Annotated in this window: 19 protein-coding genes; 4 read left to right on the top strand and 15 right to left on the bottom strand. The window is 60.4% G+C overall.

What is annotated here, in order from left to right:
- Positions 1 to 72: 72 nt before the first annotated feature.
- The 7 genes from nhaA to DW823_RS07680 all read right to left on the bottom strand — a co-directional run bounded on the left by nhaA (position 73) and on the right by DW823_RS07680 (position 7,635).
- A complete protein-coding gene (gene nhaA, locus DW823_RS07710) occupies positions 73 to 1,431 on the bottom strand; it encodes a Na+/H+ antiporter NhaA (protein WP_118081538.1) in 1,359 nt (452 codons plus the stop codon).
- Positions 1,432 to 1,697: 266 nt separating this feature from the next.
- A complete protein-coding gene (locus tag DW823_RS07705) occupies positions 1,698 to 2,621 on the bottom strand; it encodes a manganese-dependent inorganic pyrophosphatase (protein WP_006235927.1) in 924 nt (307 codons plus the stop codon).
- Positions 2,622 to 2,768: 147 nt separating this feature from the next.
- On the bottom strand, positions 2,769 to 3,722 hold the full coding sequence (locus DW823_RS07700) for an ROK family protein (protein ID WP_117820909.1): 954 nt from the start codon (positions 3,720 to 3,722) through the stop codon (positions 2,769 to 2,771).
- Positions 3,723 to 3,963: 241 nt separating this feature from the next.
- Complete coding sequence (locus tag DW823_RS07695) at positions 3,964 to 4,296, bottom strand: PTS lactose/cellobiose transporter subunit IIA (protein WP_199411361.1); 333 nt, start codon at positions 4,294 to 4,296, stop codon at positions 3,964 to 3,966.
- A 9-nt stretch (positions 4,297 to 4,305) separates the two neighbouring features.
- A complete protein-coding gene (locus DW823_RS07690; protein WP_035137700.1) occupies positions 4,306 to 4,608 on the bottom strand; it encodes a PTS sugar transporter subunit IIB in 303 nt (100 codons plus the stop codon).
- A gap of 153 nt (positions 4,609 to 4,761) precedes the next feature.
- Positions 4,762 to 6,114 (bottom strand): PTS sugar transporter subunit IIC, encoded by a 1,353-nt coding sequence (locus DW823_RS07685; RefSeq protein ID WP_117769924.1) that lies wholly within the window; start codon positions 6,112 to 6,114, stop codon positions 4,762 to 4,764.
- 120 nt (positions 6,115 to 6,234) lie between these two features.
- On the bottom strand, positions 6,235 to 7,635 hold the full coding sequence (locus DW823_RS07680) for a glycoside hydrolase family 1 protein (RefSeq protein ID WP_117769925.1): 1,401 nt from the start codon (positions 7,633 to 7,635) through the stop codon (positions 6,235 to 6,237).
- A gap of 303 nt (positions 7,636 to 7,938) precedes the next feature.
- Between DW823_RS07680 and DW823_RS07675 the strand changes: the two genes are divergently transcribed.
- Together DW823_RS07675 and manA are read left to right on the top strand one after the other, a co-directional pair.
- Positions 7,939 to 8,658 (top strand): GntR family transcriptional regulator, encoded by a 720-nt coding sequence (locus tag DW823_RS07675; RefSeq protein WP_118081536.1) that lies wholly within the window; start codon positions 7,939 to 7,941, stop codon positions 8,656 to 8,658.
- Between the two features lie 68 nt (positions 8,659 to 8,726).
- On the top strand, positions 8,727 to 9,665 hold the full coding sequence (gene manA, locus DW823_RS07670; RefSeq protein WP_118081533.1) for a mannose-6-phosphate isomerase, class I: 939 nt from the start codon (positions 8,727 to 8,729) through the stop codon (positions 9,663 to 9,665).
- A 285-nt stretch (positions 9,666 to 9,950) separates the two neighbouring features.
- Here the strand turns inward: manA and DW823_RS07665 are convergent, their stop codons facing one another.
- Both DW823_RS07665 and DW823_RS07660 read right to left on the bottom strand, forming a co-directional pair.
- Positions 9,951 to 12,851, bottom strand: coding sequence for an ATP-dependent helicase (locus DW823_RS07665; protein ID WP_118081531.1), 2,901 nt, complete (start codon positions 12,849 to 12,851; stop codon positions 9,951 to 9,953).
- Positions 12,852 to 13,184: 333 nt separating this feature from the next.
- Entirely contained in the window at positions 13,185 to 14,159 is a 975-nt protein-coding gene (locus DW823_RS07660) for an undecaprenyl-diphosphate phosphatase (RefSeq protein ID WP_118081529.1), read from the bottom strand.
- A 247-nt stretch (positions 14,160 to 14,406) separates the two neighbouring features.
- Here DW823_RS07660 and DW823_RS07655 point away from each other — a divergent pair, with 247 nt between their 5' ends.
- Positions 14,407 to 14,844, top strand: coding sequence for a universal stress protein (locus DW823_RS07655; RefSeq protein WP_006235921.1), 438 nt, complete (start codon positions 14,407 to 14,409; stop codon positions 14,842 to 14,844).
- 198 nt (positions 14,845 to 15,042) lie between these two features.
- On the opposite strand, the gene DW823_RS07650 is transcribed toward DW823_RS07655, so the two are convergent.
- The 6 genes from DW823_RS07650 to purH all read right to left on the bottom strand — a co-directional run bounded on the left by DW823_RS07650 (position 15,043) and on the right by purH (position 21,296).
- Positions 15,043 to 16,335, bottom strand: coding sequence for a HipA domain-containing protein (locus DW823_RS07650; RefSeq protein ID WP_117769930.1), 1,293 nt, complete (start codon positions 16,333 to 16,335; stop codon positions 15,043 to 15,045).
- Positions 16,335 to 16,625, bottom strand: a complete 291-nt coding sequence (locus DW823_RS07645; RefSeq protein WP_117769931.1) for a helix-turn-helix domain-containing protein — start codon at positions 16,623 to 16,625, stop codon at positions 16,335 to 16,337. Before DW823_RS07645 ends, DW823_RS07650 begins: the two co-directional genes overlap by 1 nt.
- 177 nt (positions 16,626 to 16,802) lie before the next feature.
- Positions 16,803 to 17,846 carry a sensor histidine kinase gene (locus DW823_RS07640; protein WP_117769932.1) on the bottom strand — a complete coding sequence of 348 codons (1,044 nt, stop codon included), beginning with the start codon at positions 17,844 to 17,846 and terminating at the stop codon, positions 16,803 to 16,805.
- Positions 17,847 to 17,855: 9 nt separating this feature from the next.
- Entirely contained in the window at positions 17,856 to 18,527 is a 672-nt protein-coding gene (locus DW823_RS07635) for a response regulator transcription factor (protein WP_118081527.1), read from the bottom strand.
- Positions 18,528 to 18,705: 178 nt separating this feature from the next.
- A complete protein-coding gene (locus DW823_RS07630; RefSeq protein WP_118081525.1) occupies positions 18,706 to 19,437 on the bottom strand; it encodes a hypothetical protein in 732 nt (243 codons plus the stop codon).
- 251 nt (positions 19,438 to 19,688) lie between these two features.
- A complete protein-coding gene (purH, locus tag DW823_RS07625; protein WP_118081522.1) occupies positions 19,689 to 21,296 on the bottom strand; it encodes a bifunctional phosphoribosylaminoimidazolecarboxamide formyltransferase/IMP cyclohydrolase in 1,608 nt (535 codons plus the stop codon).
- Positions 21,297 to 21,573: 277 nt separating this feature from the next.
- Between purH and DW823_RS07620 the strand changes: the two genes are divergently transcribed.
- Positions 21,574 to 22,215 carry a GNAT family N-acetyltransferase gene (locus tag DW823_RS07620; RefSeq protein WP_118081520.1) on the top strand — a complete coding sequence of 214 codons (642 nt, stop codon included), beginning with the start codon at positions 21,574 to 21,576 and terminating at the stop codon, positions 22,213 to 22,215.
- Positions 22,216 to 22,270 lie beyond the last annotated feature (55 nt).

The following is a 22,270-nucleotide window of genomic DNA, read 5'->3' as shown; positions in this document are numbered from 1 at the left end:
GAACGTCCCCAATGACTAAAACGCCGCTTGTGATGGTGTTCACAGGCGGCGTTTTCAAACTTGTATGTGCTTTTACTTGTCTTTGGGCGCGGGGTGTTTGCAGACCACGCTCATGTAGATCATACCGAGCACGGCAGCGGTGACCGAACCGGCAAGGATGGCGGCCTTGGCAGCCAGAACCTCAAACTGGGCCGTCGGGAAGGCAAGGCCGCTGATGAGGATCGACATGGTGAAGCCGATGCCGCCCAGAATGCCCACACCGGCAATCATGTGCCAGTTAACGTTATGCGGCAGCTCGCAGACCCTAAACTTAACCAGGGCAAACGTCATGCCAAAGATGCCGATCGGCTTGCCCAGCAGCATGCCAAAGTACACGCCGAGCGTCACCGGGTCGGTGAGCAACGTGCTCATATCCACACCCACCAGGCGAACCTGTGCGTTCACGAACGCAAAGATCGGCAGAATCACAAAGTTGACCGGCGTGGAGATCAGACGCTCCATGCGGATGAGCGGCGGGGTCACGCGGTGCATGACGCGCTCGACCCTGGTGGTCGAGACGGTAAAGTCATGCTGGCCCAAGATGTGCGCCTCGTCGTCGTAGCGGTCATCGAGCAGCGGCAGGCACTCGCCCAACCAATCAGTGAGGCTATCGAGCTTAACACCGCACTTGGCCGGGATGGTAAAGGCCAAGATGACGCCAGCAAGCGTAGCGTGCACGCCGCTCTTGAACATGCAGAACCACAACAGCAGACCCAGTACCGAATACGGGGCGAGGCGGTAATGCTGCGTCTTGTTGAGCCACACGAGCGCGCAGGTCACAAGCGCGGCGGCGCCCAACCAAAACGGATTGGGGCTCTGACCGTAGAAGATGGCGATGGCGGCGATGGAGATGAGGTCGTCGGCAATGGCGAGCGTCGAGAAGAACACGCGCACGCCGTTGGGCACGCGGTTGCCCAAAAGCGATAGCACGCCCAGCGCAAAGGCAATATCGGTTGCCATGGGGATGGCCCAACCGTTGCGGGCGCCGGCATGGTTAAAGATCAGGTAGATGCAGGCGGGAACGACGACGCCGCCCACGGCCGCCAGCATGGGAAGCATGGCCTGACGTGGATTCTTGAGCTCGCCGACCGTCATCTCGTACTTAAGCTCAATGCCCACCAACAAAAAGAAAATCGCCATGAGGAAGTCGTTGACGAAAAGCTCAACGGTAAGACCGGCCGTAAGGTTGCCCAGACCCACATACAGCGGGGTCTCCAAAAAGTGATGGATGGCCTCGTAGGCATCGGTATTGGCGCAAATGACGGCGGCGATGGCGGCGATGACCATAACCGCGGCGGAAATCGTGCCGTTCTCGGCGATGCGCTCCCAAATGTCGTGGCGTTCAAAGCGCTTGCGCTCACGGACGTTGAACAGCTGCTCGGTTGCTGCCATGGGCGGCTCCTTTCACGGGAAAGCTCCCGTCTTAAAAAAGCACGGCCCGCCCAAGTGGCGGCGCCGCGCTCTAACGTATTACGCTTGCATCTAGCCTACCCTGCACGACAAGCACGCAGGCGTGGCCGAAAAGCGGAACCACAGGTTGAACATTATTTGCTCAACGGCACGGGCACGCCTGTCCAAGAGACGACGCGGCGCATGCACAAAAAACGACCGGAGCGCGGGGCGTCCGCGATCCGGTCGTGGCGTTCGGTCAACTAAACCTAGCAGGCGGCCATGATGGGGGCAGCGACCTGCTTCTTACGGGAGAGGACGCCCGGCATCCAGACGCCGTCGTGCTCGTCGGCAATGCCCAGGCCCTTCTGAGCAGCCTCGGTCTCGCCCTCGAGCAGGACCTGCGAGCCCTCCTCCATGATGTCGGTGATGCACAGGACAATGCCGTCAGCACCCTTCTCGGCGGCGTAGGCGCGCATGGCCTCGCGGATCTCGTCAATCATGCCGAGCGCGCGGCTCTTGTCGACAGTCTCGTACTGGCCGATGAGCAGCTTCTTGCCGGCGGGCTCGAACATCTTGATGTCGTTGCCGACCATCTCGGCTGCGGTGAAGGAGCCGGACGGACGGGTGAGGAAGACCTCCATGCCGAACTTGACCGGGTCGACGCCCACCTGCTCGCCGAGCTTGGCGGCGACGGCGCGGTCGACATCGGTGGTGGTGGGGCTCTTGAGCATGAGCGTATCGGTCATCATGGCCGAGAGCAGCAGCTTGGCCTGGACGTCGGAAAGCTCAACGCCGAGCACGCCGGCGAGCTTGGTGACGATGGTGCAGCTGGAGCCCCAGGGCAGGCAGATGTAGTGCAGCGGGCCGGCGGTCTCGAAGTCGCCAATGCGGTGATGATCGACAACGCCAAAGACCGTGGCATCCTTAAGGCCGGCGACGGACTGGGCAGACTCGTTGTGGTCGGTGAGGACGACGAGCTGACCGGCCTCGACGGACTCGATCACGCGGGGCTCGGCGATGCCGGCGTCGGCGAGCAGCTTGGCGGACTCGGCCGGAAGCTGACCAAGGGCGCAGGCCTCGTAGGTGTTGCCGGCATACTCAACCTGGTTGAGCAGCTGGGACAGGACGACGGCGCTCATGATGGCGTCGTTATCGGGGTTCTGGTGACCAAAGACAAGAACGTTTGCCATGGATATCCTCCACTTGATATGTGTACTTGGACGTAGCTATGGTAGCACGCTGGCGCCGAACCTTATGAGACGCAAGGGCCGCGGCGCAATTTGGGGCGAGCCTGGGGGCGAAGTCTGCCCCCTTGTACCACCGCCCTCCTGCACCGACTATTTACCGGCGGCGCGCAGGGCTACGTAGGCGGCACCGATGATGCCGGCGTCGTTTCCGAGCGAAGCGACCTTAATGGGCGTCTCGCGCGAGGCAGAGAGCGCGTACTGCTTAAAGTGCTCGCGAACCTTGTCGAGATAAACATCGGCCGAAGCGGACGCGCCGCCACCGATCAGGAACATCTCGGGGTCGACCACGTTGGCGATAAGCGCCAGGGCGCGGCCAAGGTAGTCGGCCATGGTGTCGGCTGCGGCCAGCGCGAGCTTGTCGCCCTCGCGGCAGGCCTGGAACACGTCCTTGGAATCGGAGGGGCCGGTGAGCTCAATGGGCTCGACGCCCGCCTTCTTGCACTCGGCAAGGTAGTTGCTCACCACGCCGGTGGCGCTGGAATACTGCTCCAGATGGCCATGGCCGCCACAGCCGCAGGTGCGCTCCTCGGCCGGGTTCAGGCACATGTGGCCAATCTCGCCGCCGGCACCCACAACGCCCGATACCACGTCGCCGTTAACGATAACGCCGCCGCCCACGCCGGTACCGATGGTGACCATCACCACGTTCTGCACGCCCTTGGCAGAACCGAGCCAGGCCTCGCCCATGGCAGCGGCGTTGGCATCGTTCTCATACTTAACGACCGCATCGGGGCAGTGCTCCTGAATGGCGACCCTCAGCTCGGGCAGGTTAATGGCAATGTTGGCCTTGACCTTGGCATCGCCCGACGCCGGGATGGGGCACGGAACGGCCAGGCCAATGCCTGCCACAAAGGCACGCGGAATCTGCGCCTTGGCGACCACCTGGTCGATAGCCTCGGTCACCGCGGCAAAGCCCGCAGCGTCAACGATGGGAGGCGTGGGCACGCTGGCCTTGGCAAGCAGGTTTCCGTCCTCGTCGAACAGGCCCTCCTTAACCGAAGTGCCGCCGACGTCGATGCCGATGTAGTACTGTTTAGGTTCCATGGGAGCCCACCTTTCTCGTTTAAACATTGCCTGTATGGTACCGCTCCCAAGGCAAAAACCTACCAAAAAGAGACAGGTTTGTTTTGGCAGGTTTTATCTGGGAAAACGCAAATGGCTGCCCAACAGGCCACGCAAGACCATTCCCAAAAATAAGGGCGCCGGGAGGCGGTGACTCCCGGCGCCCGTCAAAGGGACTATGTTGTCTGTTGGACCGCACGGTCCATCGCGGCGATAACGCCGACTAGGCCTGAAGTGCCTGCAGCTGCTTGTGAACCTCGATGAGCTCCGTCGCCATGACTCGCATGGTCTCGGTACCGGCCATCTGGTCCTCGGCATGCAGCAGAATCAACGGGGCCTCGCCGTTACGCTCGCCGTTGGCCTCCTTCTTCAGAAGCCCCATGTGAACATCGTGACCACCGTTATAGGCCTCGTCGCCCTGCTTGATAAGCTCCTCGGCGGCGTCAAAATCGCCCTCCTTGGCCTTTTGCACGGCATTGATGTACATGCTCTTGGCGGTACCGACGTAGCTGATGATCTCAAAGCAGGTCATCTGCAGTTCGTTCATATCGTCCATGCGGAGCACCTAGCCCATCACGCTGACGCAGTGGTCGATGATGCCGGCAGCGTTCATGCGGCCGTAGTCGACCATGTTGATGACTTCGACCGGAAAACGACCGGCGGCCTCCTTCTCAAAATCGCCCTTGGTGTAGCCGATCTGCGGGCCAAGCAGCAACATGTCGCACTCGTCCAGGTGATCGTGGGCCTCGTTCATGGGACGAGCCTCGACCTCAATATCCAGACCACGGTTCGCAACCTCGGCCTGCATCTTCTGGACCAGCAGGCTCGTGGACATACCGGCATTGCAGCAGAGCATGATCTTCTTCATGGTTTCCTCCTTATAACTGCGCGGCGCGCAGACGACGACTGGTTGTATTCCTTGCGGTTATTGTGCCCTCCTTCTGCGCCCTTACGCAAAAGAGAGGTGCGGGCACCGGCACCGCGTACCGGCGCCCGCAAAGGTGAAAGGGAAAACGAACGTTTAGGCGTTCTGCTCGGCAAGGGCCTCCTGCTTGGCGATGGCCTTCTCGGAGATCCTCATAAAGGGCAGGTAGACAGCCATACCGATGACAAGCTCGATAGCCTGCCACACGCCGGCGCGCCAGTCAAAGCCCGTAGCGAGCAGGGCATTGATGACGGGAGGCATGGTCCAGGGCACCTGGGCGATGCAGGGGCTGATGATGCCTGCGCAGGTAAGGCCATAGGTGATGCCGATGAACAGATCGGGAAGAAGGACGAACGGGATCATGAGCGGCAGGTTGTACACGATGGGGTAACCGTAGATAACCGGCTCGTTGATGTTGAACAGACCAGGCAGGATAGCCATCTTGGAAACGGTCTCGGAAGCCTTGTTCTTGGAGAACAGGAGCGTGTCGAGCAGAAGCATGAGGGTGCAGCCCGAGCCGCCGATGAGGGCGAAGCTGTTAACGATCTGCATGTTCATGTAGTGATCGGGCTGGATGGTGCCACCGGCGGCAAAGGTAGCCATGTTGTCGACGATGAGCATGGTCAGGATCGGCTCGACGGTAGCGCCAGAGATGGTGGACTGGTGAATACCGACGCAGAACAGCAGGTTAGCAAGGGTGTAGATGAGGATAACAGCCCACGGACCGGCGTTCATGATGCTCTTGAGCGGGTTGGAGATGCACGTGGAGATGATGGTGCACAGATCGGTGCCGGCAAACACGGCGAGCAGAGCCGCGGCAATGGCGAAGATCGAGAGGTTGAGCAGCATCGGGATCATGACGTTAAAGGAGTTGGAGACCGCGGGAGGCACACCCTCGCCCAGCTTGACCTTGAGCTTCTCGACGCCGGAAATCTTAATGAAGAGCGTAACGGAGAGCAGGGCGATGATAATGGCCGCGAACAGACCGTTGGTACCGGTGTTGGCAGTCGAAAGGGCGCCCGTGACCTCGGCAGAGGTAATCTTGTCGGTGAGCAGCGGACTCGTGGCGGCAAGCGTGGCGGTGATCTGCTGCGGCATCATGATGACGAAAGCGGAGATGGCGACGACCACGCAAGCGAGCGGGTTATCGAAGCGCTCGTTCTTAGCGAGGCTGTAGCCAATCAGTCCAGCCAAGATGATGGCAGAGACGTTGAGGGTGCCCAGCGTAATTGCCGAACCCCACGTCTGAAGGTTGGCAAGGCCCGCCGCATCGAGCGGGAACAGAGGGAACACGACGTTGTTAATAAGAACCGCGATACCCGCAAGGATATAGAGCGGCGTGATGGTCGCGAAGGCGTCACGCAGGGAACGCAGGTGAACCTGGTTTCCCACCTTCGCAGAGACCTCGGCAAACTTGTCGAGGAAGCTCTTTCCGTTGTCACTGGCCATGATTGCTCCTAACTTTCAAATCCGGCCTTTTCCTATGCGCACGGTGGTCTGTCGCCCTCTGCCACCAGATGTGCCATGTGTTGCGCGCAGCGGCGCGCGGTCTGGGCGTTCGCCCGTTCGCTAATCAACCACGTGAGTCGTGGCGACCTGCTTGAGCCAAGCTGCCGACTTCTTAAGGCGGCGCTTGTAGCCGTCCATAAGGTCGACCTCGACAAAACCGTAACGGTTCTTAAAGGCATTCGCCCAAGACCAGTTATCGATGACGGCCCAATAATGGTATCCACGACACTTGGCGCCCTCGGCAATTGCCTTGGCAACCCACTCCAGGTGCTGGCGTACAAAGTCGACGCGGTAGTCATCCTGGATGGTTCCTTCGGCGTCTCGGTTCTTGTATTCGTCCATGATGCCGATGCCGTTCTCGGAAACGAACCACTCAAGATCGGGGTAGTTCTTAGCGCAGTCCATGCCAAAGTCGTAGAGGCCCTGCGGGTAGATCTCCCAGCCGCGGCTCTCGTTCATAACGGCGTCGGGCCACACGTACTCGTCGGCAAAGTGCGGCAGACCGTACTGGTCGATCTTGCTCGCCGGCGCCTGAACGCGCGTGGGGTGGTAGTAGTTGCAACCGAGCCAGTCGACAACACCCTGCTTAAGAATCTCTTGGTCGCCGGCACGGAACGGAAGCTTAACGCCGCCCTCGGCCAGGCTGTCGAGCACGTCGGCGGGAAGCTCGCCCTTGGTAATGAGGTCGAGCCACCAGCGGTTGTTGATGCCGCTGGTCATACGCACGGCCTCGAGGTCCGCCTCGCTGGGGTTCTCCTTGGTGTAGACCGGGGTAAAGCAGTTGATCATGCCGATCTTGGCATCGCTGCGAACGGCGCCCTCGTCATAGGCGCGACGGTAGTTGGCCACGGCCAGCGCATGTGCCAGCGAGATGTGATACTGCACGGTGCGAGCGCGGCTAAAGTCGTGGAGCTGCGGGAACCACACGCCCTCCTGATAGCGCTGCTCGGGCTCGACGATGGGCTCGTTAAAGGTGAACCAGTACTTGATCTCCTGGCCAAACTCGTGGAAGGCGACGTCGGCGTAATGTGCGTAAGCCTCGACAACCTCACGGCTCTCCCAGCCGCCACGGTTAAAAAGGTAGGTGGGCATGTCAAAGTGGTACAAGTTGACAAACGGCTCCAGGCCGGCTTCGCGAGAGGCGCGGAACAACTCGTGATACCACGCGGCGCCCTCCTCATTAAGGTTGCCGTCGGCATCGAGCAGACGGCTCCACTGGATGGAAGTGCGATAGGTATCCAGGCCCAAGTCCTTCAAAATGCGAAGGTCTTCCTGGTACTTGGCCATAAAGTCATTGCCGGCGTAAGAGCCAACGCAGTTGTAGAACGAGCCCAGATCCTGGATGGACCAGGTGTCCCACAGGTTCTCGAGCTTGCCGCCCTGGTTCCACTGACCCTCAGTCTGCGGGCCGGACATAGCAGCGCCAAAGAAGAAGTCGTTGGGCAGCTGATACTGTGCCATCAAAGTCCTCGCTTTCGTGTTCTAGAGCTTCCGGTTGGAGACGGGTTTGCTTTGGCAGGTTATCCGGCGCGGGCGCGCACCGGTCATACCGATATCCAACCCGCCAAAACAAAACCGTCCCCAAACGGTCGATCCTGTTCTGCGGAAAGATTCCGTTCGTTGCTTAAACTATAGCGCTCTAATTCTAAAAGTAAAGCGTCTTTTTCTTTTTTCTTTCTCGAGCTTCTTAGATAAAGGTTATATGGGTGCCTTGTTAAGGGTTATACTTACTTGCGTATTGATATATGTCGGAAAGGAGGTTCAATGATTCCCAAATACGAGGCGATAGCTGCAGATATTCGTCGAAGCATCGAGGATGGCACTCTTAAACCGGGCGACAAGCTTCCCACCGTCGTTGAGTTCTGCGAGCTCTATAGCGTTTCCAAAATCACCGTCAAACGAGCTATCGAGCAAATCACCGAGGAAGGTCTTATTACCAGCCGACGCGGATCGGGTACCTACGTTAAGGACACGGCGGGACTTCCCGGTCAGGCGTTTTTCCAGGGCAAAAACGACCGTGCCCAGGGCTTTTCGTATGAGCACCGCGGGGAGAAGGTGACCTCGGTGGTCTACGATTTCTCGATTGTTAATCCACCAGCGGACATCGCAGCCCAGCTGGGAATTGCCGAGGATGACTTTGCCTATCACATCGTGCGCGTGCGTCAGGCCGATGGGAAGCCCATCGTTATCGAGTACACCTACATGCCCCTCGAGCTGATTCCAGGCCTTAAAAAGAAGGACCTGTACGGATCGGTCTACCACTTCATCCGCGAGCAATGTGGGCTGAAGATTTCGAGCTTCCACCGTACCATTCGCGCCGTGGCAGCAACCGAGGAAGAAGCCGAGCGCTTGGACACCAAGCCTGGCTCTCCCCTGCTCGAGCTCACCCAGATTGGCTTTTTGGACAGCGGCACCGCCTTTGAGTATTCGGTCTCGCGCAACGTTGGCGACCGCTTTGAGTTGCACAACGTAACGTTGGCATAGGTTTTTGTAGTCATCCGGGCGCTCGCTTTGAGCTGTTTTGTGCAGCGCCCGCGCAACACAATGGGGGTATGAACATGTCCGATTTGATTAAGCTGACGCCGATCTTCCACGAGAAGATCTGGGGCGGTCGCCAGCTCGGAACCGTATTTGGCTACGACATTCCCGATGGCCCCATCGGTGAGTGCTGGGCCATCTCGGCCCACCCCAACGGCGACTGCCAGATTGCGGAGGGCCCGTATGCCGGCCACACGCTGTCGTGGCTGTGGGCCGAGCATCGCGAGCTCTTTGGCAACTGCGAGGGCAAGGAGTTCCCGCTGCTCATTAAGATTCTGGACGCCAAGGACGACCTTTCGATCCAGATTCATCCCAACGACGAGTACGCTGCCGAGCACGAGAACGGTAGCCTGGGCAAAACCGAGTGTTGGTATGTGCTGGACTGCGAGCCCGACGCCACGATCATCGTCGGCCAGCGTGCCAAGGACCGCGCCGAGGCCGCACAAATGATCGAGGAAGGACGTTGGGACGACATGCTCAACGTGTTGCCGATTCACAAGGGCGACTTTTTCCAGATTGATTCCGGTACCGTGCACGCCATCAAGACCGGCACGCTCATTTTGGAGACGCAGCAGTCGAGCGACGTGACGTATCGTCTGTACGACTACGACCGTCCCGGCACCGACGGCAACCTGCGCCCGCTGCACATTGAGCAGAGCCTCGACTGCATCGACTTTGATGCTCAGGCTCCGACCGACGGCACGGTGACCGCGCCCGAGGTGGACGGCGTAACCGAGCTCGAGTCCAACCCCTGCTACACCGTCGATCGCGTGCGCGTCGACGGCAGCAAAACCATCGACCAGCGCTGGCCCTTCATGTGCCTGTCGGTCATCGACGGCGAAGGCACCGTCTGCGGCGACCCCGTCCACAAGGGAAGCCACCTGCTAGCTCCGAGCACCGTGGACCAGATCGAACTCGAAGGCAAGATGGAACTGATCGTCTCGCACCTCTAGGTCGCACCAACAACCCAAACGCAACAAGGGGCTCCCCCGTTCTTTAACGGGGGAGCCCCTACTCATATCTATTAATCTATCAGCCCACCCGGCTCTCCAGATCAAAAAGCGAACGAGCAGAGCGACGTTCGCAAGCAACGTTATCTAAGGACCTGGGCGGGCGTATAGGGCAACATCGATCGCGAGTTCCGCACGCAAAGGAGAGCACTTAATGTGCTCTCCGTCTTGCGCAGGACTGTCCGAGCAGGCGATGTTGCCCTATACGCCCGCCCAGGTCCGCCGGAATCACGACAGCTTGACGATCGGCGCAAAGCCCTTCATCAGCTTTTTGGTCTGGCCGGTCTTTTCGAACTGGACCTCGATCATGTCTCCGGCGACCGAGATCACGGTACCCGTGCCAAAGGTCTTATGGCTCACGGTATCGCCCGCGGCAAAGTCCTGCGATGCGCTGGCGCGATCGACCTTGCGCTCCACCGTCGGGGACACCTTGGACGACGGCTTTTTGGCTCGCGGCGCGCCCGAGCCAAAGGTCGATGCAACACGGCCGGCGTCGGGCGAGACCCCACGATGGCGCTCGGTCCCGTAGCTGCTGCCGCCACAGAAATCGTCAAAGCTCGATCCACCGCGCGAACCGGAACCGCCGGTCGAGCGCGTATGCGAGCCAAACACCTTGCCGCCATACATATCCGAACCCATGCCCGAGCCAAAGGTGCCGTGACGGTCGCCGCGCTTCTCCCAGCCCGTGCCTTCAAAACCGGCAGAACCGATACCGCTAAACTCGATATCCTCAAACGGAATCTCATTGAGAAAGCGCGAGCGTGGGTTGGCAGAGGTCGAGCCGTAGGTGCGACGCGTGGCCGCATAGGTCAGGAACAGGCGCTTGCGGGCGCGCGTGATGGCAACGTAGGCCAGGCGACGCTCCTCCTCGAGCTTGCCCGGGTCATCGCTGCCGCCAAAGTCGTGCACGTGCGGGAAGATGCCCTCCTCCATGCCGGCCACGAACACCGCAGGGAACTCCAGGCCCTTGGCGGAGTGGATGGTCATCATGGTGATGGCATGCGTCTCGCCGGCCAGGGAATCCAAGTCGGAGCGCAGGGCCAGCCACTCCATGAGTGCCGGCAGCGCCTTACAGGTGAGCGGACCGTAGGTGCGCTCAATCTCGTCGGCATGCACGGCACCCGCCGGCATCTCCGTCGGCGCGGCATACGCGTTGCCCGCGATGGCAGCAGCCAGGGCATCCTGCGGAGACAGCGCCGGAGCAGCCAGGCTATCGAGCGGATTGGAGCCCGCGGCATCGCGCGCGCCGACGAGTGCCTCAAACGAGGATGCCGGGGCAGATGGCCCCGGTTCGGGCGCAGGCGCGCTCACCACGACGGGCTCGGGCTCGGCGCCGGCAGGCACGTCGGCAACACCGGCTGCGCGCAGCTCTTCCAAGCTCTCGAGCGTACCCTCGATGTCCTCGTGCGTCTCCTCAAATTCGGCAGCGACGCCCAGGAATTCCTGGATGTTCTCGGCGCGGCTCTCGGACTCCATGGTGCCCTCGGCGCGAAACGCCTGCAGCAAGCCCGTCTTATCGACGATCATCTCGACAACGTCCTTGAGCTCGCCGTCCATGCGGCGACCCTCGCGCACCAGCGACACAAAGCTCGACAGGCCGTTGCGCACCTTGGCGCTAAACATGCCGGTTTCGGCACACGCGATCTCGCAAGCCTGGAAGAACGAGCAGCGGTTGTCGCGCGCCAGCTGCTCGATCTTTTGGATCGAGGTGGAACCGATGCCGCGGCGAGGTGTGTTGATGACGCGCTTGACGCTCATCTCGTCGGCCGGGTTCACGATCATCTTAAGGTAGGCCATGACGTCGCGGATCTCGGCACGGTCGAAGAATCGCGTGCCGCCCACGATCTTGTAGGGCACGCCCGCGCGCAGGAACATATCTTCGAGGATACGCGACTGGGCGTTGGTGCGATAGAACACGGCGATGTCGTCGTAGCTCGTGCCTTTGGCATGCAGTTTCTCGATCTCGCCGGCAATCCAGCGACCCTCGTCGCGCTCATCGCTTGCCTGGAAGGCCTGGATCTTCTCGCCATCGCCCTCGGCCGTAAACAGGCGCTTGTCCTTGCGCTGCGAGTTGTGGCGCACCACGGCGTTGGCGGCGCTCAGGATGTGACCCGTAGAGCGATAGTTCTGCTCCAGCTTGACGGTCTTGCAGTTTTTAAAGTCCTTCTCAAAGTCCAGGATGTTGGTGATGTCGGCGCCACGCCAGCTGTAAATGGACTGGTCATCGTCGCCCACGACCATGAGGTTTTGGTACTTAGCGGCCAGCAGGTTGGCGATTTCGTACTGGACGTGGTTGGTGTCCTGATACTCGTCGACGCTAATGTAGCGGAAGCGCTCTTGGTACTTATCGAGCACCTCGGGACGGGTGCGCAGCAGCTCGAGCGCGCGCACGAGCAGGTCGTCAAAGTCCATCGCATTGGCGGCGCGCAGGCGGCGCTCCAGCTCTAGGTAGACCTGCGCGGCCTTTTTGTCGTTGGGGCTATCGGCACTCTTGAGCATGTCCTCGGGGCCGATCATGGCGTTTTTGGCCGAGCTAATCTTGCTGCGGATCATGTTGATGGGGAACTGCTTTTGCTCGATGCCGAGCGCCTGCATAATGTCGCGCACCATGCGCTTTGAGTCATCGTCATCGTAGATGGTGAACTGGCCGGTGTAGCCCAACAGGTCGGCGTCCTCGCGCAGCATGCGCACGCACATAGCATGGAAGGTGCACACCCACATGCCACGGGTGCCGCTGGGAATGAGTGCCGCCAGACGCTCGCGCATCTCTGCCGCGGCCTTGTTGGTAAACGTAATGGCAAGAACCTGCCAAGGCTTAACACCCAGGTCGCCGAGCATATGTGCGATGCGGAAGGTCAAGACGCGGGTCTTGCCCGAGCCGGCGCCGGCGAGCACCAGCAACGGGCCCTCGGTGGACAGGACCGCCTCGCGCTGGGCGGGATTAAGGCTGTCGATGTCGACGAGCGGTTTGGCGGGCTTGGGCGCCGGCGCGGGAGCGTCGTAGATGTCGAGCGGAACGAGCTCGGGCTCCGGCGCAGCAGGGGCGGTGTATGCATCGAGCGGCACGGGTTCCGGCGCGGGCGGTACGGGTACCGCGGCGTTCTTTTCCCAGGGCAGGGGCTGGGTCATGGGCGACTCCTCATCTGACGGACGGCGCGCCTGCGGGCGGCGCCATAGTTTGAGCCGTACCAGTATACCGAGCCGCGCGGACACCGACGCAAATCACACCACGACTCCGTGCGCCACCGTCAGGCCCGCCCCAGCGAATTTGGTGCATTGGGGTCAGGTTGCTTTGCACCAATCTATTGACAATCACGAAACCGCCGATGTCATGACAGCAGCAGCGAGCGGCGGCCAGAGCGAACAAATTGGCATGAAAAGGGGGCGGCATAGACCTTTTGGTCATGCCACCCCCTTTGAATGACAAGTTGTCGCTCTGGTCGCCGCGCAGCGTCAACCAAGTTACAGGCCGAGCATAGGCTCCAGGACAAAGAAGTACGCGAGCACCACGATGCCCAGGATGATGCGGTAGACGCCGAAGCACTTGAAGTCGTGACGGCGCACGAAGCCCATAAGCCACTTGATGGCAATGAGCGACACCACAAAGGCGACGACGCAGCCCACGCCCAGGATGGCGATTTCGTTGGTGCCGAACGTGCCGCCCTTAATAAAGTACTTGACCAGCTTGAGCGCACTCGCACCAAACATGACGGGAATGGCTAGGAAGAACGTGAACTTAGACGCCACCGAGCGCGTGCAGCCCAGTAGCAGGCCGCCGATGATGGTGGAGCCGGAGCGCGATGTGCCCGGAATCAGCGAAAGCACCTGGAAGCAACCGATACCCAGCGCGGTCTTCCAGCTCAGATCCTCGAGCGTAGTGATGGAGCCAAAGTCAAGGTTATCGTCATCATCTGAAGCGGCAGCCGCAGCGGGCGCGGCAAAATGCGCGCCGGCGGGGCGTCCGCCCACCACCACGGCACGCGAACCAAACGAACCGGCAAGAGCAGCCTGGTCGCGCTTGTTCGCGCGCCAGTTCTCGATCACGATAAACAGCACGCCGTACACAATGAGCGCCAGCGCCACGACGGGAGCATTGTAGAAATGCTCCTCCATCCAGTCGTTGAGCGGCAGACCGATCGCCGCGGCGGGAATGCAGCCGAGCACAATCTTGCCCCATAGCACCCAGGTGTCGCGACGGCCCTCCTTGCCCTTGCTGGGAGAAAACGGGTTGAGGTCGTAGAAGAACAAAACGCAGACGGCCAAAATGGCGCCAAGCTGAATCACGACCAGGAACATATTCCAGAACGTCTCGCTCACGTTCATCTTGACGAACTCGTCCACCAAGATCATGTGACCGGTCGACGAAACAGGCAGCCATTCGGTGATGCCCTCGACCAGGCCCATGAAGGCAGATTTTAGAAGCTCAATGATATCCAAAGGGACCCCCTCGTTAGACACCCGCCGATATTGTTCTGCGGACGGTGCGGGCGATGTCCCATTATCAACCGTTGGCGGCGCGCCTGCGCCTACCCTTACCAAAAAACTCGCCCGTTCACAGAATTGCGAGCGGTCAAACCCAAATCCTTGGGTATAACTGCAACAAGATAAAGTGTCCGGCGGCCACGCATCCGCGCCCGCCCGATGCACGAGCCCCACGCCCGTGCGATAGACCAAGGAGGAAACCATGAACGAGGGCTACACCAAGGTATTTGTTTCACTCGACGGTACTGAGCAGCAGGATTTTGTGCTCGCACGCGCCATCAAGGTCGCCGCGAACAACGGCGCCAAGCTAATCATCGGCCACGTTATCGATTCCACGGCACTCGAGAGCGCTGGTTCCTATCCGGTCGATCTGGTCAACGGACTGGAGGAGGCATTTAAGAACTCCATCGCCAAGCAGCTCGAAGAGGCCAAGGCCAATCCCGACATTCCCGAGGTCGAGGTCATGATTCGCGCCGGCCGTATTCGCGAGACGCTCAAAGACGAGATGCTCGACGTGGTCAAGCCCGACCTGGTACTCTGCGGCGCACGCGGCCTGTCCTCGATCAAGTACGCGCTCCTGGGTTCGATTTCGACGTTCCTGCTGCGCAATACGGACTGCGACATCTTGGTCGTAAAGTAGCGTTGCTCCCACCGGCCGCGGGGCCTGCGGGGTTTCCACAGGCACGTCCTCGCCGCTTCGCGGCTGCGGGATGTGCCCTTAGGAAACCCCTCCCGGCCTCGCGGCCTTCGCAGCCTTACTTCAGCGAGTTGTCTGATAGAAAAATGGCGTGCCGCCCCGTTTGGGGCGGCACGTTTTGTTTGGGATGGCACGTTTTTACTATAAGGCGATCCTGCTTAGACGAGCTTGCACTTCTGGAATGATCTTCTCGAACATTACCTCCGCTTCGGGAAAACCCTCTTCTTTGAGACCGCGCGCGGCGTCTCTTAGCGCGTCTGGAACCTCATTGCAGGTATCAGCAATCATTCCGGCGACAATTCCCCCGGGCAAACCCGCCCCAATCATTTGGCTCATCACCGACCCGCGCGTTACTTCGTCAATCTTGCGGCTCCCACCAAACGAGACGCCCATCTCACGAACGAGACTGGGGTAAACCGTTGTGCACAGCACGTCATAGAGCGGCGCCAACCTCACCTGCTTCCAACTTTCGTCCCATACGAGCGACCAGTTCTTTAGATGGTTATCACAGTTACCTACGGCATAGTCGAACAGCTGGTTATAGCCGACAAGGAACCTGTCCTCCATTTGATTCGTCGACGCCCTTCGCACCGCATCGACGATAAGCCCCAGGTAATTGACGCCCGTCGGCTCATATTTAAGCTCACGCGAGACGCCCTTGGCCTGACAAACATCTTCCTGATGCAAACGGTATGGAATTGGCAATCCGTCAACCGAGCGTCCGGCATCAGACGTTACTCGGTCAAATCGCTTCACGGCGATAATTGGCTCGGCATCCTCAACTCGGATAAGAAAACACTCTTCGGCCGATAGGTCCATCAGAGAGGCGGCTCTCACGCACATCGCTTCGCACACTGTCTCGCCCGGGAACGTTTTCGACCCCGCCTTGAGAATGTGCGTGGATGGAGCCGCTCCATGAGGCAGGTACCATCCACCACATGGGTCATCGCCCGTATGGTAGAGACCGATCTTCGCCTGAGCACCTGCAAGGGAGATTCGACTCTCTAGCGCTAAATCAAAAGCAACCTCCGCCGGTGCGTATGCCAGCCCGCTTAGCTGTTCCGCACCTATCTCTTCATAGTCCATTTCGAGGCTGTCGCCCGAAGGCTCTCGCGTCAGAACCAGGGCGCCGACGGGTTCATCGCGGACCAAATCGAGTACCTTGAAGTAATCTCCGCGTTCCGCTCGCGCCCTTTTCTCAAGGTCCCTGTTGAGCTGCCCCTCCGGAATAATGCCGGAGAAAAAGGAACCCGTTGCGTCCGGACTAAATGTCTCGGCCGTCAACGGCAGCGAGATCGAAATCGGCGCCGCATCACCGCTCTCGAGATATTTGGGGCTATAGGTGAATATCGGAAACCCCGCATTTTCCTCCAATATGCCGACCAGCTGGTAAGACCCATTAAACTCACGGTGAACGAACAGCGTGCCATCCATTACTTCCCCCTCACCTTCAGAATAAAATCAATATCCACGATGGAGGCGTAATCGAAAATGACACCAATTTCGACCGTTGTCCGCCCCCGTTCGATATCACCAATCACACGAAGGCTGCGACCCGTCATAGTCGCGACGTCACGTTGAGTCAAGCCGAGCTCACGCCTTCTGAGCCTAAGGGCCTTCCCTATCTCAGAGGGATCGAAAACCGTGCGCTCCGAGAAAGCGGCTTCCGACGGTTTGAGCTTGACGCGCCCATCCAGCTTTTTAATCGTTGTCACCGTTCTCATAACGCCTCCAGCTATATTCCTGCCCGTGAACATAGTATAAAACTGTAGCACTATGTTCATGTACGGGAATATAGTGTTGACTACATTAGCAATGTTCCCGTTCGGGAATATAGCTGCCGAAAAGCCTGATTTCTTCTTAAATGGGAAGATCCTGAACGTCTACGCTATACGGGCTGACTACTCAAAGTATTGGAACTTGTTGGTTGAGAAGGCAAACGTGACAACAAAGCCTTCGCCGGAATCGGATGCCGCGGTGACGTCGATGCCCATCTTGGAGCACAGGCGTGCCACCAGATAGAGGCCGATGCCCGTTGCGCGCTTGGTGGTGCGGCCGTTGTCGCCGGTAAAGCCCTTCTCGAACACGCGTGGCAGGTCTGCCGCACTCACGCCGCAGCCGTTATCGGCAACAGTGAGCTCAATGCGCTCACTCGCCAGACCCTCGTCCAGCAACGCGCCCGAAAACACGATCTTCGCGCCGTCCTCGCACGCGTATTTAATGCTGTTCTGGATGAGCTGCCCCAAGATAAACTCGAGCCACTTCTCGTCGGTAAAGACCTCAAAGTCGAGGTTCTCGCACACCGGGGCCACGTGCGCCGCGATGAGCTCGCGCGCGTTGGCTTTAATCGCGCCCGTCACCAAGGTCTTGAGATCCCAGCGGCGAATCAGGTAGTCCCGCTCCACGACTTCCGAGCGCGCGTAGTACAGTGCCTGGTCGATATAGCGCTCCACGCGAGCCAGCTCACGGCCCAGGTCATCCACGCGCGACAGGTCGTCTTCGCTGCCGTCCAGGTTTTCCAAAATCAGGTGGGCCGCCGCCAGGGGCAGCTTGGCCTCGTGGACCCAGCTCTCGATATAGTCGCGATAGTCATCGGTCTGACGCCGGCCTTCGGCAACCTCGTCGCAAGCAGCTTTGCCCACGCGACGCAAGACCTCGTACTCGAGCTCGCCCTCGGCATAGGTCGGGCATTGCACCATCTCCTGCACCCATGCGGGACTCTCGAGCTCCTCGGCCGCACGCTCCAGCTGACGCAGAAAACGGCGACGGCGCGCGTACTCGATCACAATGCCGAGCATGCCAAAGACAAAGGACACGCAGACCGCCACGACCACGATAGAAACGGAAGCGCCAGCGACCGTCAGCACAAAGCAGCTCAGCAGCACGCCGCACGTCCACACGGCGACGGGAAGCAGTGCATCTTTAAAAAACTTGGCAAACGACATGACCGGCCCCTAGACCGAATAGCCCTGGCCGCGGTGCGTGGTCAGATATCCCTTGATGCCGATTTTTTCGAGCGTAGTACGCAGGCGGTTGATGTTGACGGTGAGCGTATTGTCGTCCACGAAGGTATCGGAGTCCCACAGGTCCTGCATGATGGCCGAGCGCGAAACGATCTTGCCCGCACGGCTCAAAAGCAGCGAGAGGATACGCAGCTCGTTTTTGGTGAGCTCGGTACTGGTGCCGGTTTGCATGTTGGTGACCATGGAGCGGGCGAGGTCGAGCTCCAGTCCCTTGTGGACGAGCGTGCTGCACTCGCCCGCCGCTGCGGTGCGACGCAGCAAGGCATTGATGCGCGCCACGAGCACACGGGCGCTGTAGGGCTTGGGAACAAAGTCGTCCGCGCCGAGCGTCATGGCCATGACCTCGTCGATCTCGGTCGTGCGAGACGTGAGGACGATGATGGGAACCTCGGATTCGCGGCGAACCTCGTGGCAGATATGCTGGCCGTCCTTGACGGGAAGCGTCAGGTCGAGCAGCACCAGGTCGGGCGCGGCGGCGAGAATATCGCGCGAGACGTGCTCGAACGATCCGCAGGCCTCAACCCCAAAACCGGCACGGGCGAGGATGTCGGCGAGCTCGCGACGGATGGTCTCGTCGTCCTCAACGATATAGATCAGCGGCATGGGTTCCGCTCCCCTCTTGGTTGTCTTGCCACCATTATGGCTGCGAAACTGCAGGTGTGCACCGCGCGCGGCGCCAAGGTGACAGAACTGTTCGCGAACGAAAGCGTTTGGTTCGCCCCTCGCTCGCAACGGGAGCGAGGATCAAGTGATTATTAAATCCCCGTCCCAGAAAAATCATTTAGCGGCGGGCACGAAGCTTTTCGTAGCCGTCGGCAAAGAAGGCGACCGTGGCGGCATCGGAGTCGGCAGCGTCACCGTCGGTGGCAGGGACCACGCCGTGCTCGTCGCTCACCAGGAACAGCGCGCCCTTAAGCTGCGCGGGAATGTCTACGCGCGTGACCGGGATGCCCTTGGTCTGGGCCAGCTGCTCGATGAGCGTCGCCGTGCCGCACAGGCACTCGTCCGCCGGCGCCACAAAGGCAAGCTCGCCGTTGTTGACGGCGGCGAGCAGCTCGGGCGCCACGCCGGTTTCGTCGGCCTCGGAGCGGGCCTCAGCGGAGCGGGCGCGCAGCGCCTTGGCCGACGTATCGGCGAGCGGCTCGTACTCCCCCACCGTCATGGCGGCGTTGCCGTTGATGTCGATCACCAGCATGAGCACGCCGTCGCGCGCGGTGTAATCGCCCTCGGCAAGCGACCACTCAACGTGCTGTTTGGCCCAGCTGAGCATGTTATGGGTAAGCGGCTCGCCCTGCACCAGGCGCTCGGACAGTGCGCGGATGTGGCGGTTGAGCATGGGCACCTTTTTGTTGGACATGCGCCAACGGCAGACAAGCGCGGGCTTGTCGAGCGTGAACTTCTCGACCGCCTCCTGATTGGCGCAAAAGTCCTCGTACGCACGCTGGTCCTCGGCATTGCCAAACAGCTCGGCATCATCAATCTGGGGCATGGTCATACCTTTCGTGTTAGTCATTCCGTCCTCTTATACCAAAAAGACGGCCCTCCAAACGGAGCGACCGTCTTTTGCGGAGATTATTTTAGAAGCGAGGCCAATCCAAGGGACGAGATAACATCCCATCCTCCCCAGTCAACCTAACAGGTCGGCGAGGGTTGCCCAGGTGCCGCAGATTGCCGTGAAAGAGGAGCGACGCGTACTTGGGTACGCGAGCGACGAATGAACGGCAAGGTGCGGTGGCTGGGCAAGCCGCAGCGCCGGTTCCCTACTTAGTGGCGGAAGTGGCGGGCCCCCGTGAAGACCATCGCAATACCATGCTCGTTGCAGGCCTGGACGCTCTCGTCGTCGCGCTTGGAGCCGCCGGGCTGGATGATGCAGGTCACGCCGTGCGCGGCAAGCACGTCGACGTTGTCGCGGAACGGGAAGAACGCGTCGCTTGCACAGGCAAAGCCGCCCTTCTCCACGCCCTCGCGCTCGCAGAAGTCCTCGGCGCGCTCGCAGGCAAGCAGTGCAGAGTCAACGCGGTTGGGCTGACCCGGGCCCATGCCAATGCCGGCCTTACCCTTGGAGACCAGGATGGCGTTGGACTTGACGCCCTTGCAGACCTTCCAGGCAAACTCGAGCTCGGCCATCTCGGCGTCGGTGGGCTTGCGGTCGGTGGGGAACGTAAAGGTCGCGGGATCCTCGGTCACGTGGTCGACCTCCTGCACCAGCATGCCGCCGTCGACGGAGCGCAGCTCCACCTGGGCGCCGTGGTCCACGCCGCCGGTAGCCAACACGCGCAGGTTGGGGCGCTTGGCCATACGCTCGAGCGCCTCGGCAGTGTAGCTCGGGGCAATGATAACCTCGACGAACTGCTTGTTCTGATCGGCAAAGTGCTCAACCAGCTCATAGGGGACCTCGCGGTTGCAGGCGATGATGCCGCCAAAGGCGCTCTTGGGATCGCAGGCGAAGGCGCGGTCGTAGGCGGCCGTGATGCCCTCGGCCACGGCGGAGCCGCAGGGGTTCTGATGCTTGAGGATCACGCAGGCCGGCTCGTCGAACTCGCGGACCAGGTTCCAAGCGGCGTCGGCATCCAGATAGTTGTTGTAGCTGAGCGGCTTGCCCTGGATCTGCTCGGAGCCAACGAGCGGGAACTGCGAGCTCGCGGTGTTCTCGCAGCCCTCGGCAAAGCGGTAGACCGTAGCTTTCTGCTGAGGATTCTCGCCATAGCGCAGGTCGTCGACCTTCTCCAGCGAGATCTCGAGCTTGGCAGAAGTGTCCGCCACATCGCTTGCCTGGGCGGCAAGCCAACGTGAGATAGCCGTGTCGTAGGCGGCGGTGGTCTGGTAGACCTTCACCTGCAGGCGACGACGGGTGGAAAGCGTGGTGCAGCCACCGGTCTCGTGCATCTCGGCCAGAACGGCATCATAGTCGGCCGGGTCGGAGATGACGGTAACGCTCGCGGCGTTCTTGGCGGCGGAGCGCAGCATAGAGGGACCGCCGATGTCGATGTGCTCGATGGCATCCGCGAAGGTGACCTCGGGGTTGGCGACGGTCTTCTCGAACTCGTACAGGTTGACGACGACCAAGTCGATCAGCTTGATGCCGTGCTGAGCGGCCTCCTGCATGTGCTGCTCGGAATCGCGACGAGCAAGCAGCGCGCCGTGAACCTTGGGGTGCAAGGTCTTAACGCGGCCGTCCATCATCTCGGGATAGCCCGTGAACTCCTCGATGGGGGTTACGGGAACGCCCGCGTCCTCGATGGCACGAGCCGTGCCGCCCGTAGAGATGATCTCGACGCCAAAGTCGTCAACCAGCGTCCGTGCGAAATCGACGACGCCCGTCTTATCGGTAACCGAGATCAACGCGCGTGCGATCTTCACATCAGATCCCATGCAGTCCTCCTGTCTGGTACGCCGCCGTGCTCTGTGAGTCGGTGATACGTCGATCTGCAGCGCTCGCGCAGCGGCATTGAAAATACTGATTCAATGTAGCGCATCGAGCGCATCGATGCACCCCGCAACGGGCGCATGTGCAGAAAAAGTTTGTGAGCGGAGAGGATGGGCACAGCACCGGGCACGGTGAGTTCATGGAACACAGGGGCACCATAATTAGATGCCAATAGCGTGGTAGAACTGTGCTCGATATGCATCCGCAAAAGAAAGAGGCACCATGGTCTCGCGGGTTCTCTACCGACCGTTTGATACCGAAGACTTCGACGCCATCGCGCTGATTCTGCAGCAGCTTTGGCATAACAATTCGGATAACGATGAGTACAACCGCCTTGAGGCCGCGTGCGACCTCGCCTATTGCCTTTCGTCGTCGACGTTTTCGCAGGTTGCCGTAATCGACGGTCAGGCGCGTGGCATTTCGCTCGCGCGTGCGGGACAGAGCTCCGGCGCCACCGTTAAGGAACATTGGATGGATACCGAACGCGCGCTGCTATCGCAAATGCGTGAGCTGGAGCCCGATGCCTGCGCCGAGTATCTCTCGTTTGTGCGCGCAACTATCCGAACCAACAACCGCCTGCTCGAGAGCAGCCCGCTGCCGCACGACAACGAGGTCACGCTGCTTGCCGTGGATCGCGATGTCCACGGCCTGGGCGTTGGCTCGGTGTTGCTCGACGCCGCGGTATCGTACCTGTCCTCGCGCGGGGCGACGAGGGCGCACCTGTACACCGACTCCAACTGCTCGTGGAAGTTCTACGAGCTGCACGGCTTTAAGCGCGCGGCCACGCACCGCGCCAACCGCGAAGAGCGCCGTCACGACATGCCGCGCGAAAGCTTCCTCTACGAGCTGGACCTAACAGCCTAGGCCCAGCAGCCATACCTAGTCATTTAGGAACGTCCCCAGTGACTAGTCGTTGGGG

Source organism: Collinsella sp. AM34-10 (assembly GCF_003469185.1).
In the GTDB taxonomy this organism is placed as follows: Bacteria; Actinomycetota; Coriobacteriia; order Coriobacteriales; family Coriobacteriaceae; genus Collinsella.
Note: the sequence above shows the minus strand (reverse complement) of the source record. Positions and strands in the feature narration are given on the sequence as shown.